The sequence below is a fragment of the Collinsella sp. An307 genome (assembly GCF_002161805.1).
In the GTDB taxonomy this organism is placed as follows: Bacteria; Actinomycetota; Coriobacteriia; order Coriobacteriales; family Coriobacteriaceae; genus Coprousia.
This window is the reverse complement of sequence record NZ_NFIP01000005.1, coordinates 103,159-116,213: the sequence shown is the minus strand read 5'-3', so window position 1 is coordinate 116,213 and position 13,055 is coordinate 103,159. Positions and strand designations below refer to the sequence as shown.

Here is a 13,055-nt window from a genome sequence, read left to right as displayed (position 1 = left end):
TCAAAGCCCCTACCGTTCGCCAGACAACCGTTGCCCCGCACGAAGATGTGGGTCTAGAGTGAAAGCGATGCGTTGTCACATCGGCGTTTCGGGCGTTCGCGCCCTAACAATACGGTATGGAACACGACAACGAGAGGAGGCAGGGCTTATGGCTGGAAACCGTCTCCGCATCATGGACACCACCATCCGCGATGGTCAGCAGTCCCTCTGGGCGACCCGCATGACCACCGCAGAGATGCTGCCCATCTTGCCCAAGATGGATGAAGTCGGCTATTGGGCTATCGAGGCATGGGGAGGCGCTACCTTCGACACGTGCCTGCGCTTTCTGGACGAGGATCCCTGGGAGCGGCTGCGTCTGATTAAGGAGCGCTGCCCCAACACGCGCCTCGCCATGCTCGTCCGCGGCCAGAACCTTGTGGGCTACAAGCATTACTCGACGGATGTGGTGGAGCGTTTCATCGAGCGTTCCCACGCCAACGGCATCGACGTCTTCCGTGTCTTCGATGCCTTAAACGACATAGATAACATCCGTGACTGCGCGGCGGCTATTAAAAAGGTCGGCGCGCATTTTGAACCCGCGATCTCCTATACGCGCAGTCCCGTTCACACCCTCGACAGCTACATCGCCTATGCGCGCCAGCTCGCCGAGCTGGGCGCTGACTCGCTGTGCATCAAGGATATGGCCGGCCTTCTGGTGCCGTATCGTGCTGCCCAGCTTGTCAGCGCCCTGCGCACCGAGATCGGCCTGCCCGTGCACATGCACTGCCACTTCATTGGTGGTATGGCGAGCGCCAACTATCTGCGCGGAGCCGAAGAGGGCGCCGAGATCGTGGACTGCGCCCATGCGCCGCTCGCGTTCGGCAACTCGCAGCCGGCTGTCGAGATGACCGTGTCGTCGTTTAGCGGGTCGCCCTTTGACACCGGGCTCGACCTCGACCTTCTCTTTGAGATCGCCGACTACTGGGACGGCGTGCGCAAGGCGGGCAAGCACCAGAGGGGCATCACCACGCTCACCCACATGCGCATCTACAAGCACCAGATTCCGGGCGGCATGATGAGCAACCTCGTGGGCCAGCTCGACCTGCAGAACATGCACGACCGCCTGCCCGAGATCGTGGCCGAGATTCCGCGCGTGCGCAAAGAGGTCGGCTACCCGCCGCTCGTGACCCCCATGAGCCAAATCGTGGGCACGCAGGCAGTTATGAACGTACTCACCGGCGAGCGCTGGAAGATTGTCTCGACCGAGATGCGCGAATACCTCATGGGCTTCTACGGCAAGACCCCCGCGCCCATCGACGAGGGCATCCGCGAGAAGATTCTGGGCCACGTCGACGTCAAGAAGCTGCAGGAGGACGCCAAGAACGTGCACCTGCAGACCTTCGACGAGGCCAAGGCCGAGATTGGCGACCTTGCTCAGTCCGACGAGGACGTGCTCTCCTACGCGCTCTTCCCCAACGAGGCACGCGCCCTGTTTGAGAAGCGCGCCGCAGGGACCCTGCGCGACATCACCCAACCCATTGACGCCGACACGGCAGCGCCCGCCGGCACCGACACCGAGGAGGATACCGATATGAACGTTTCCCAGATCCGCGACCTCATCGAGGCCCTCGACGGCAGCTCCGTCGCCGAAGTCACCATCAAGGACGGCACCACCGAGGTTGCCATCAAGAAGCCCGTTGCCGTGACCGCCGGCGCGCCCGCGCCCGCCGCTCCTGTCGCCCCGGCAGAGCCCACACCCGCCGCGCCTGCAGCCCCTGCGGCCGCCGAGCCCGCCGCTCCCGCCCCTGCGGCAGCAACCGATCGCCCTGCCACTTGGAAGGCGGTTGAGAGCCCCATGGTCGGCACGTTCTATCAGGCCCCCGCGCCCGACGCCGATCCGTTTGTCAAGGTGGGCGACGAGGTCAAGGCCGGTCAGACCCTCTGCATCGTCGAGGCCATGAAGCTCATGAACGAGATTACCGCCGAGGAGGACGGCATCGTCCGCGAGGTCTGTGGCAAGAACGCCGAGCCCGTTGAGTTTGGCCAGCCGCTCTTCTACCTCGAGCCCACGGCGTAAAGGCAGGCGAGAGACATGTTCAAGAAGATCCTCATCGCCAACCGCGGCGAGATCGCGCTGCGCGTTGTGCGCGCCTGCAAGGACCTGGGCGTCACGGCATGCGTCGCCTACTCCACCGCGGACCGCAACACCGCCGCCGTTGAGGAGGCCGACGAGCGCGTCTGCATCGGCCCCGCCCCCTCTGCCCAGAGCTACCTGGACATGGCACGCCTCGTGGGCGCCGCCGTCTCCCGCGGCTGCGAAGCCGTGCACCCCGGCTACGGCTTCCTCTCCGAGAACGCCGAGTTTGCGCGCAAGTGCATGGAAAACGGCCTGACCTTCATCGGCCCCGATCCGGACGTCATCGACCGCATGGGCGAGAAGTCCAACGCCAAGCAGACCATGAAGAACGCGGGCGTTCCCACCGTCCCGGGCTCCGACGGCGCCGTCGAGACCGTTGAGGAGGCCGCCAAGTTTGCCGAGGAGGTCGGCTACCCCGTCCTCATCAAGGCGAGCGCCGGCGGTGGCGGCAAGGGCATGCGTGAGGTCCACGACCCCGCCGATCTCGAGCACGAGTACAACGCCGCCCGCTCCGAGGCGCGCGTCGCCTTTGCCAACGACGAGGTCTACCTCGAGAAGCTCATCACCCGCCCGCGCCACGTTGAGGTGCAGGTCATGGCCGATAACTTCGGTCACGCCGCCGCCGTGTGCGAGCGCGACTGCTCCGTCCAGCGCCGTCACCAGAAGCTCTGCGAGGAGGCGCCGAGCCCGGCGCTCACACCTGAGCTTCGCCGCCAGATGTGCGAGACTGCCGTCAAGGCCGTGCGCGCCACCGGCTACACTAACGCCGGCACCATCGAGTTCCTCCTCGACGAGGACGGCAGCTTCTACTTCATGGAGATGAACACCCGCATCCAGGTCGAGCATCCCGTGACCGAGGAGATCACCCGCACCGACCTTGTGTGCGAGCAGCTGCGCATCGCCTCCGGCGAGCCCATGACCATCCCCGACGGCGGCATCGACACGCCGGACGGCCACGCCTTCGAGTTCCGCATCAACGCCGAGGATCCCGAGCACAACTTCCGCCCGTGCCCCGGCACGATCACAAAGCTGCGCCTCCCCGGCGGCCCCGGTGTGCGTGTGGACACCCATGTCTACGAGGGCTACACGATTCCTCCGACCTACGACTCGCTCGTGGCAAAGCTCATCGTGTGGGGTCCCACCCGTGAGGCCGCACTCGCCCGTGCCAAGCGCGCGCTCGACGAGTTTGAGATCGAGGGCATCAAGACGACGCTGCCGTTCCACCGCGCGGTCGTTCGTGAGCCCGACTACGCCGCCGGCATCGTGTACACGGACTTCATCCCCACGCACATGCCGCAGTTCCTAGCATAACGCCGCCCCATAACGGTCGGTCCATCAACGGGCGCGTCCTCGCCGCTTCACGGACGGGGATGCGCCCTTTTGATGGACCGACCTTTCGTTATGCCGCTGACGAGCAGTGCATCACAAGGCCTATGGAGGGATTCTCGTGCTCGCGACGTTCAAAAGGTATTGGTTCCCCACGAACGAGAAACCCTTGCCGAACGTCATGATGAACTGCTTGATGTTCTGTACGATGCCCTGCTCCAGCACACGCTCGTCGATATCGTTCGCATCGCGCACCCCGAGCTCCTCAACATTGATAAAGTCGAGCAGATACTCGTCCTTGAACGTGGCGATAGCGCACAGCGCCAGCTGACCCTTTGGCAACGTTGAGAGAAAGTCCTCTGAGGAGCGCACGCCGGAATCCGTCAGTCGCAACTGATGAATTGAGAGAATAATCTCTAATGTTCCATGACGCGTTCTATGCTAACAACGCGTGCGGGCACAAAAATGAGCGTACCATAGAGGCGTTTTCCGCTTCGCTTCGTTTGGGAGATATATGTCCAGACCCTCATCCGCGCTCGATATCAACTCTTACGATGTCCGCACCAACTCCGCGCGCCCCGTTCTCACACGCACCTGGTGTGTGGCCGCACTTGCCCTCATCTGCTGCGCGCTCTGGGGCAGCGCGATTCCCTGCATCAAGATTGGCTACGGGCTGCTCGGCATCCAAGACGGTGACGTGCCGTCGGAGTTTCTCTTTGCCGGCGTGCGCTTTATGCTCGCGGGCGCCATCGCACTTGCCGCCGCGACGATAACAAGACACCGCTTACCCCGTGTCTCGCGCGCGGGATGGCCGCTCGTCATCAGGCTTTCGCTCGCCCAAACCATCGTGCAATACGCCTTCTTCTACATCGGCGTCTCCAACGCCTCCGGCGTGCGCGGCTCAATCGTCAACGCCATGAATACGTTTCTCTGCGTACTGGTGGCAGCGCTCGTGTTCCGGCAAGAACGGCTCACCGCGCGGAAAGTCCTCGGCTGCGCCGTGGGATTTGCCGGAGTCGTTATCGTCAACCTCACCGGCGGTGATAGCGGCGGCGCCGTCACGCTCACGGGCGAGGGCTTCATCCTTATCGCCGCTATCTCCTACGCTGTCTCGTCCGCCCTCATCCATGCCTACTCCCAGCGCGAGGATCCCGTAGCACTCAGCGGCTACCAATTTGTGCTCGGCGGGGCGGTGCTCACCTTGGCGGGCGCGGCGCTCGGCGGGAACCTTCCGCGCCTCACCCCCGCAGGCATTGCCATGGTTCTCTACCTTGCCTGCGTATCAGGTGTAGCCTATTCGCTTTGGTCGATTCTGCTCAAGTACAACCCAACCTCGCGCGTGGCAATCTTTGGCTTTATGAACCCGGTCTTTGGTGTGGTGCTCTCGAGCATCCTTCTTGGCGAGGGAGCCTCCCTGCCTTGGCTGCAGACCGCATTCGCCTTGGTGCTCATTGCCCTCGGCATTGTTATCGTTAATCGGCCGGAAGGTGATGCCGCCCCCTCCCCTAGCGCAGAACGCGCCGGCTGATAAGAGCCTGAAGTCCAAGGCACAGAAGCACCAGCATCCAGAGCAGCGCATACCCGCTACAGGAAACAACTGCGGTTCCCACCGCAGGGCCGACGCCGCCGCAGGCAAAGACCGCAAAGCCTATGAGCCCTGTGCAAAGTCCCGACTGTGCGGGGTCCGCGTCCATGGAGAGCGTCACAAGCGTGGGCTGCACCAAGATGTAACCCAAGCCCAGACTCGCTGCCGCCACAAGTGATGGGATCCACGAGCCCGTGGCGCACGAAAGGACAAGCGTGGCTGCGGACACCATGCCCGCGCACTCGCCGACAGAGATAACGCCGCCGAGCCCGCGCGCGCCGCCGAGTTTGCCGGCGAGTGCGCCGCCAATCAGGCAGAAGAAGCCGTAGAGCATCATCACCAAGCCTGCCCGTGTGGAGGTGAGCCCGCAAACCTCAGAAAGAAAGGTTCCCATCAGCCCGTACGTACCGAGGAACAGAAAACCCGTCGAACAGGCGAGCAAAAAGACCGCGCGATGTGGACTAAAGAAGATGCGCCACGCGTCCCGGAAAAACGAACTGACAGGGTTGATATGCGGCAGGTGTTTGCCGGCCTGCGCTTTCGGGTGAACGCTATCTCGCGCAGGGGAACGTCCAGTATCACGCAACGTGAACAAGCCGAGCCAGGCGAGAGCCGCCAGCATGCCAAATGCAGCAAAGGCCGCGCGCCAGCCCACCAGATCGGTGAGGATGCCGCCGAGCCCCGCCGAGAGCCCTTGCCCCGTGAAGGTAATGCCCATGAGGATGCCCACCGCGCCGGCGCGGTGCTTGGGACCCACCACATCGCCCACAAACGCCTGTGAGACCGAGATGATTCCCGCCGCAAAGCAGCCGGTGATGATACGCGCCGCTACAAGAAGGGACAGATTAGGCGCCAAGGCGCAGAGAAATGTGCCCGCACAAAGCCCAAGCACGATAATGCGCAGCAGGCGCAGGCGGCCCACGCCGTCACCGATACGGCCGCATACCGGCTGCAGCGCCCCATAGGGAACAAGATAGGCCGTCAAGATAATGGCTGCGGCCGTTGGCGCTACGGCAAGCGTGTTTGCGATGGCGGGAAGCGCCGGCGAGACAAACCAGTTGTCCGCCGCGGAAACAAGTCCGCAGAATCCAAGCACGACAACAACGTGCTCCTGTCGCAGCGCGAGCCCTGCTACAGGAGCATCTGGGCCATTGAGCTTTGGATGAGTTGTCTGCCTGCCGGGAGTACCGCTCACATGCATTCGCCTCCGCAGCCCATTATAGGCTCAGAGCTGCCGCCTCATATAGACCATGTCTACGAGGCGCACGCCCGCCTCGTAGATGGAATGGTCGTAGTTGTCGGTAAAGAAGTTGGGCACTACATGCGACCGGCTGAAGCCGCATCGCTCGTAAAAAGGCACCGTAAGCGGGCTGTCGCCCGTGCCTACTTGGAGCGTGCGATAGCGTCCCGCATATGTTGCCGCAACGTGCTCGATGAGCGCCCGGCCATAACCGCGCCCCTGATAGGCCGGCTCCACCGCAAGGCTCTTGATTTCCAGCACACCCTCGCCCTCGTCGGTCACAAGGCACTCCGCCACTACCGGGACGACGCCCTCCGGCGCGTCCTCTGGTGTGAACACCCACATGTGGCCGCGGTCGATATAGCGAGCCACCATCTCCGGCTGCTCATCTGCCAACAACAGCAGAGACATATACCGTTTTCGGTCCCCTTGAACACGTTGGATCATAAGCACCTCCCGCAGCGAGACAATCTCCACATTGTACTTCCCCCACAAGACACATCGTTCAATATTGCGAGGCGACGCGACTGATGCCCTCACCCCCCCTTTCACTCGTTGTGCATTGCATGTTTCCTCGCGCCGTTCGCCGAAAACCTTTGCCGTCCACCAGATGTGAACCATGTCGAAGCGGCACAAAACGACCCCTTTTAACTGCCCGGTTAGATGCCTATGCACGTCTTGTTAGACCCGTGCAAGCTCGCCATAGAAAACGGTTTGACGCGCCTGCTAGCGTTATAGGGCAATCGGTAGCTCGACAGGAGGTGAAATGGTCATGGAAACGCCGCAGACACAACGGGCCAGCGCGACAAAGGCGCTTTGCCCATCGAACCTTTCGATACAGGACCCGAAAACTCAGCGGGCTCTCGAACGTGCACTAAACGAAGCTGAGAGCGGTCTGCGGTTTGCCTCCCCCCGTTCGGGGCGCATACTACAGCAAGCAAAACAACTCGTCGCGGAGGGCGTCCTTGAAGAGGTGTACCCAGGCTACTATGCCCGTCCATCGTATCTTGCCCCATTATCCCCGCGGGCAAGGATGTACCACCTGATCCGCTCCCTTGTCCATCGTCACCCCTCTTGGACATTCTGCCTGTACTCCGCCGCGGTCGTCCACGGTCTGCAGGTCCCCTATGCACTGCTCACCAAAGCGCATATTGGCGTTGACAAATCGAGTAATCGACGGTCGACATCGCCTTGCTACGTCCACCATGCCTTGCCGGATTTATCCTCAACGGTCATTAACGGTATACGCGTCACTCCTCTCGAAGCGACCATCTTCGATTGCCTGCGGCACGCAACGTTTCGACAGGGACTCGCCATCGTCGACTCGTCGCTGCATCACCAGCTCACCACCATCGAGAGACTCGAGGCCTACGTTGACGAACACAGCAGATACCGGCATGGTATCGCCCGGGTCCGGCAGACGCTTCACTATGCAGACGGTCGAAGCGCCAATGGCGGCGAGTCGGTCGTGCGCGCCGCCATCATCGAGATTGGATTCATCGTTCCAGAGCTACAAGTGGAAGTTCCCGACCCCCTCAATCCAAACGTCACCATCACCGTCGATTTCTATTGGCGGCTCCCCGACGGAAGAATCATCATTCTGGAGCTCGATGGCCTGCAAAAATACCAACGGGACGACCACGGCAAGGCGCTCGCAATCGACGAGACGCAACAGATTCTCGCCGACGAGCGCCGGCGCGAGTCGCACCTCAATCTCACAGGCGCGACGGTCGTTCGCCTGTCCTATCGGGAAGCAACTGATGACCTAAAGCTTGAGAGGGCGCTTTCAACCGCAGGGGTGCCGAAGCGGCTCTAAAGCCTTCCCGCCGCAAACCATCGTCTCCAAAGACTGGCGGAGGCGCAAGCATGTCGACCACCACGCATGGAGCGCACCGTATAATCCACGGGCATCGCAAGATCGTGTATGCACAAACAGTATTGGGGCTAGATTGTGTATACCGAAAGAAATTGTGTGTACTGAAACTTTATGACGAAATATAGAGAACAAGCGCTTCAAGCTATTTACCTGCGGAATTGTCCAATGTGCTTCGGCACACTATGCAGTTTCGGTATACACAATGTTTCGGTATACACAATTTCAGCAGGACAGGACACGAAGCACGGCGGCCCCACGGACTGGGCGCCAAAACGCAGCGGGCCCCGGGTGAGTCCCCAGGGCCCGCTGTATCAAAAGCAATCTCTTACCGTCGGCAATTTGACGCCGACCGCAACGTTAGCAGAGCTTGGCGCCCGCGGGGATGCGGTCGTCGAGCATAAGGAGGTTCAGGCGCTCCTCGGCGTCGTCACCCTCGCCCTCCTTGTGGACGGCACTGATGAGCATGCCGCAGGAATCGATACCCATCATCTTGCGCGGCGGGAGGTTCACGATGGCGACGCAGGTCTTGCCCACCAGATCCTCGGGCTCGTAGAACGCGTGAATACCGGAGAGGATGGTGCGATCGGTGCCCGAACCGTCGTCAAGCGTGAACTGCAGGAGCTTCTTGCTCTTCTTGACCGCCTCGCAGGCCTTGACCTTCACCACGCGGAAGTCGCTCTTGCAGAACGTGTCGAAGTCGACCATGTCCTCAAAGAGCGGCTCCACGACGACCTTCTCGTAGTCGAGCGTGGGGAGCTTGGGCGTCACGAAGGCGGACGCGCCGTCAGAAGAGGCCTCGGCATCGCACGCCGCAGAGGCATCGGAACCTGCAGCGAGAGCAGCCGCGCCTTTTGCCTGACCGGCGCCCTTCTCGGGCTTCATGTGCGGGAAGAGCAGCACGTCGCGGATGGAAGCGGAGTCGGTGAGGAGCATCACCACGCGGTCGATGCCAATGCCGATGCCGCCCGCCGGGGGCATGCCGTACTCGAGGGCGCGCACGTAGTCCTCGTCGTACTCCATGGCCTCATCGTCGCCGGCGAACTTCTCCTCCACCTGCTTGCGGAAGCGCTCGGCCTGGTCGACCGGGTCGTTGAGCTCAGAGAACGCGTTGGCGTACTCGTGACCGGCGATCACGAGCTCAAAGCGGTGCGTGAGACGCGGATCGTCCTCGCGACGCTTGGCAAGCGGCGACACCTCAACGGGATAGTCGACCACAAAGGTCGGATTCACAATGGAGGGCTCGCCCGCCTCGTCGTAGATCTCGGCAATGAGCTTGCCGGCACCCCATGCGGGATTGACCTCGATACCCACCTCGGCGGCGGCAGCGCGCAGCTCCTCGATGGGCGTGTCGAGGGTGAGCGTGCGGCCCACAGCCTCAGAAACGATCTCGGTCATGGGACGGCTCGGCCACGTGCCCGACAGGTCAATCCGCTGGCCCTGATACTCGATGACCTCGGGGTTGCCGATAGCGGCGTTGGCAGCCTTGATGACGCCTTCGGCGAGCTCCTTCATGCCGTCGAGGTCGGAGTAGGCGCGGTAGGCCTCCATGGTGGTGAACTCAGGGTTGTGCGTGAGGTCCATGCCCTCGTTGCGGAAGATGCGGCCAATCTCAAAGACACGCTCAAACCCGCCCACGAGCAGGCGCTTCAGGTGAAGCTCGGTGGCGATGCGCAGATAGCACTCCTGGTTGAGCGCATTGAAATGCGTGATGAAGGGCTTGGCCGTAGCACCGCCCTGGATGGTCTGCAGGATCGGCGTCTCGACCTCCATGTAGCCCGTCTCCTCCATGTAGCGGCGGAAGGCGGACACAATGGCGGAGCGCTTGGCAAAGGTCGCGCGCACGTCCTCGTTGACGATCAGGTCGACGTAGCGCTGGCGGTAACGGGTCTCCTTGTCGGAAAGGCCGTGGAACTTCTCGGGCAGCGGGCGGACCGCCTTGGTGAGGAGCGTAAGGGCGCGCGGCGCCACGGAGAGCTGGCCGCGGCGGGTACGCACGACGATGCCCTCGGCACCTACGATATCGCCCAGGTCGAGCTCGCCCAGGAGCTCCCAGGCCTCAGCGGGCATATCGTTGATACGGCAGAAGAGCTGGATATCGCCGGTGGGGTCGCGCAGGACCACGAACATGATCTTGCCCTGGCCGCGCTTGGCCACCACGCGACCGGCAATCTTTACCACATCGGCGGTGTCCTCGCCCGCCTCGAGCTCCGCATAGCGGGCCTCGATGTCGGTGACGTAGGTGTCTACCTCAGAATGCTCCGGATAGGGATTGCGCCCCGCCTCAATCATGGCGGCACGCTTGGAGAGGCGATGCGCGCGCTCGTCGTTTAGCGTATCCGGCGCCGCAACCTCGGCGGCAACCTGGCTCGTCTCGGTATCTGCCATGGAAATGCTCCTCAAGCTCTACTCATAAAAAAGCTCCCCGGGCGTGCGGTCCCGGGGAGCATGCCTTACTCGATGCGCCGGACCGCGGTCTAGCGCGAGATCTTGGTGATGGTGTAGACGCGGCTCTTGCCGGAGGGCGTCACAACCTCAACGGTCTCACCCTGGCCATGGCCAATGATGGCGCGGCCGACCGGGGACTCGTTGGAGATCTTGTGCTCGAGCGAGTTGGTCTCGGTGGTACCCACGAGGGTGACGGTCATCGCCACGCCATCGGCGTCGACCAAATCGACGGTGCAGCCGATGGAGACGCTGAGCACGTGGTCGACGTCCTCCGCATCCTGAGCGTTGGCGAGAATCGCCTGAATCTCGGCGATGCGGGCGGCGTTCTTGGCCTGCTCCTCCTTGGCATCGTCGTACTCGGAGTTCTCCGAAAGGTCGCCAAAGTCGCGCGCCGTCTTGATGCGCTCGACGATCTCCTTGGCGAAGTCGCCCTCACGCCACTCGAGCTCATCAACGAGCTTCTTGCGGCCCTCGGCTGTCAGTACGATGTCGCTTACCGCCATGCTGTGCTCCTTGCTACTTGGTCTTGGCAGCTGCGTCCGGGCGTGTTCCCGAGACAACAAGGCGACCGGTGTCCCTACAGGCACGCCGGTCGCCGCACGCTCATATACGAGCGGGACTACTCAGCGTCCTGCTCTTCCTTCTTCTTCTTGGCATCGGCGAGCTGAGCCTCAAGCTCGCGGATCTTGGCGTCGTTCTCATCCTCGACGGGAGCCTCGGCCTCATCGGAGACGGGCTCGTCCTCACCCTGCATGCCCTCACGCAGGTTCTTGACGGTCTTGCCGAGCGAAGCGCCGAGCTTCGGAAGGTTCTTGGGCCCGAAGATGACCAGAACAATGACCAGAATGATGATCCACTCAGTACCCTTTGGCAGAAAACCCATTGTTTTCCTCCCACAGATTCGTCGAAACAACTCGCAAGAGTATACCGCGCCGGGGCGAGCGGAACAACCTCGCCACAATTTACACGTTGCATGGTAACGCGTCTGCCACATGCTCTGCTACGAGGGCTAAAACGCAGAGGGCCCGCCAAACGGCAGGCCCTCATAACATGCGATGGTCGGGTTGACTGGATTTGAACCAGCGACCCCCGCGTCCCGAACGCGGTGCTCTACCAAACTGAGCCACAACCCGAAGCGGAGGACATGATAGCACAAAGCTCGTGCACAATGCTAGAGCGAAAATGCGAATGTGAAGCTCGCACGAACGCGCCGCATGTGCATGCGCGCAAGGGCGGCCGGCGCCAGCCGCCTGGCGTTAGCCGACCGAAATGTAGGGGCCGGACTTCTCCATCTGGGCAACCTCTCCCCACCAACCGCGGTCGCGGGCGGCAAGCGCGATGGCCTCGGCAGCCATCTGCGTGTTGCAGACGGCAAAGACGGTCGACCCGGAACCGGCGACGTTAGCGGCGCGAACGTCACGCTGCTCGCGAATCCATGCGAGGGCCTCTGCCATCTTAGGATGGAGCTCGCAGGCAGCCGGCGCGAGGTTGTTTGCCACGTGGTCGAAGATCTCGGTCTCGTCGTGCTTGCGCATCGCGTCGAGCAAGGGCTCGAGGGGCGGCAGCTCGGCGGGGTTCTCGTCAAAGCGACGATAGGCCTCAGCCGTGGAGACGCCGGGGCCCTGCGGACGCACGAGCGCCACCGCCGTACCCGTGAGCGGGCGGAAGATCTCACGCACCGTATCACCCGCACCGTCGCAGAACGCCGGCGGGCCGTACAGGAAAAACGGCACGTCCGCCCCAACGCTGCGTGCGACCTCGTCGATGCGCGGGTCGCGAGCATCAATGCCCCAATACGAGGCGATGCCTAAAATGGTTGCCGCCGCATCGGTCGAAGGACCGCCGAGGCCGGCCTGCTGGGGGATGTGCTTATCGATCAGAATCGCAAAGTTGGGCTCGCGGCCAAACGCCTCGCCCATGGCACGGGCGGCACGGTAGGCGGAGTTCTGGTCCATGGGGTAATCGGCCGCGGGGACCGTGTGGACAGAGAGCTCGTCCGCGGGAGCCAGCGCAACCACGTCGGCAAGGTCGATCGTGGTCATCACCGAGTCAACGCGGTGATAGCCCCTCTCGTCCTTCTCGGCGTGAACTCCCAGGTACAGATTGATCTTGGCGGGAGCCGAGATAAGGATGAACTTACCGGGTTTGCGCGCCATGGCTAGTGCTCCTCGAGCTGGTTGCCCAGCGGCGTGAACACATACTCGCCGCTCTCGGGGTCAAAGATCTCGACCGTTCCGGTGAGAACATCGACATACTGATAGGACTGGCGCGAAGTGCGGCCGCGACGCTCCGTGGACTCGACCACAAAGACCGAGGGGTGCACCGTCTTGATGGTGCCCATGCGCTCGACCACGCGGGTGCGGCCCATGTTGGCCTTCACACGCACGCGCTCGCCCACCATATCGGCGAGCTTGTCCTTGATCTCATCAACGTGATTTACCGGCATCTCTTCCATTAGTGAGCCTCC

General features: G+C 62.4%; 12 protein-coding genes and 1 tRNA gene. 4 read left to right on the top strand and 9 right to left on the bottom strand.

Translation table 11 applies throughout. The annotated features are described in order from the left end of the window. Positions 1 to 148: 148 nt before the first annotated feature. Together accB and accC are read left to right on the top strand one after the other, a co-directional pair. On the top strand, positions 149 to 2,056 hold the full coding sequence (accB, locus tag B5F89_RS05620; RefSeq protein ID WP_204230589.1) for an acetyl-CoA carboxylase biotin carboxyl carrier protein: 1,908 nt from the start codon (positions 149 to 151) through the stop codon (positions 2,054 to 2,056). Between the two features lie 15 nt (positions 2,057 to 2,071). Then, entirely contained in the window at positions 2,072 to 3,427 is a 1,356-nt protein-coding gene (gene accC, locus B5F89_RS05615; RefSeq protein ID WP_087430816.1) for an acetyl-CoA carboxylase biotin carboxylase subunit, read from the top strand. A gap of 120 nt (positions 3,428 to 3,547) precedes the next feature. On the opposite strand, the gene B5F89_RS05610 is transcribed toward accC, so the two are convergent. Then, on the bottom strand, positions 3,548 to 3,784 hold the full coding sequence (locus B5F89_RS05610) for a PDDEXK nuclease domain-containing protein (protein WP_204230588.1): 237 nt from the start codon (positions 3,782 to 3,784) through the stop codon (positions 3,548 to 3,550). Between the two features lie 172 nt (positions 3,785 to 3,956). On the opposite strand from B5F89_RS05610, the gene B5F89_RS05605 reads away from it, so the two are divergent. Then, positions 3,957 to 4,970: a DMT family transporter gene (locus B5F89_RS05605; RefSeq protein WP_087430814.1), complete on the top strand. Its 1,014-nt coding sequence runs from the start codon at positions 3,957 to 3,959 to the stop codon at positions 4,968 to 4,970. On the opposite strand, the gene B5F89_RS05600 is transcribed toward B5F89_RS05605, so the two are convergent. Together B5F89_RS05600 and B5F89_RS05595 are read right to left on the bottom strand one after the other, a co-directional pair. After that, entirely contained in the window at positions 4,948 to 6,123 is a 1,176-nt protein-coding gene (locus tag B5F89_RS05600; RefSeq protein ID WP_158098424.1) for an MFS transporter, read from the bottom strand. The two genes, B5F89_RS05605 and B5F89_RS05600, sit on opposite strands and share 23 nt — an antisense overlap. A 129-nt stretch (positions 6,124 to 6,252) precedes the next feature. Next, a complete protein-coding gene (locus tag B5F89_RS05595) occupies positions 6,253 to 6,678 on the bottom strand; it encodes a GNAT family N-acetyltransferase (RefSeq protein ID WP_239286685.1) in 426 nt (141 codons plus the stop codon). A 355-nt stretch (positions 6,679 to 7,033) separates the two neighbouring features. Between B5F89_RS05595 and B5F89_RS05590 the strand changes: the two genes are divergently transcribed. After that, complete coding sequence (locus B5F89_RS05590; protein ID WP_087430811.1) at positions 7,034 to 8,083, top strand: hypothetical protein; 1,050 nt, start codon at positions 7,034 to 7,036, stop codon at positions 8,081 to 8,083. Between the two features lie 417 nt (positions 8,084 to 8,500). Here the strand turns inward: B5F89_RS05590 and lysS are convergent, their stop codons facing one another. The 6 genes from lysS to B5F89_RS05560 form a co-directional block, all read right to left on the bottom strand. Further along, complete coding sequence (lysS, locus tag B5F89_RS05585) at positions 8,501 to 10,528, bottom strand: lysine--tRNA ligase (RefSeq protein ID WP_087430810.1); 2,028 nt, start codon at positions 10,526 to 10,528, stop codon at positions 8,501 to 8,503. An 89-nt stretch (positions 10,529 to 10,617) separates the two neighbouring features. Then, positions 10,618 to 11,091 (bottom strand): transcription elongation factor GreA, encoded by a 474-nt coding sequence (gene greA, locus B5F89_RS05580; protein ID WP_087430809.1) that lies wholly within the window; start codon positions 11,089 to 11,091, stop codon positions 10,618 to 10,620. A gap of 116 nt (positions 11,092 to 11,207) precedes the next feature. Then, a complete protein-coding gene (gene tatA, locus B5F89_RS05575) occupies positions 11,208 to 11,471 on the bottom strand; it encodes a twin-arginine translocase TatA/TatE family subunit (RefSeq protein ID WP_204230587.1) in 264 nt (87 codons plus the stop codon). 173 nt (positions 11,472 to 11,644) lie between these two features. Continuing rightward, a tRNA-Pro gene (locus tag B5F89_RS05570) sits at positions 11,645 to 11,721 on the bottom strand. A 123-nt stretch (positions 11,722 to 11,844) separates the two neighbouring features. Continuing rightward, positions 11,845 to 12,744, bottom strand: coding sequence for a 4-(cytidine 5'-diphospho)-2-C-methyl-D-erythritol kinase (gene ispE / locus B5F89_RS05565; RefSeq protein WP_087430808.1), 900 nt, complete (start codon positions 12,742 to 12,744; stop codon positions 11,845 to 11,847). 2 nt (positions 12,745 to 12,746) lie between these two features. Then, positions 12,747 to 13,043 carry a Veg family protein gene (locus B5F89_RS05560; protein WP_087430807.1) on the bottom strand — a complete coding sequence of 99 codons (297 nt, stop codon included), beginning with the start codon at positions 13,041 to 13,043 and terminating at the stop codon, positions 12,747 to 12,749. Positions 13,044 to 13,055: the final 12 nt, after the last annotated feature.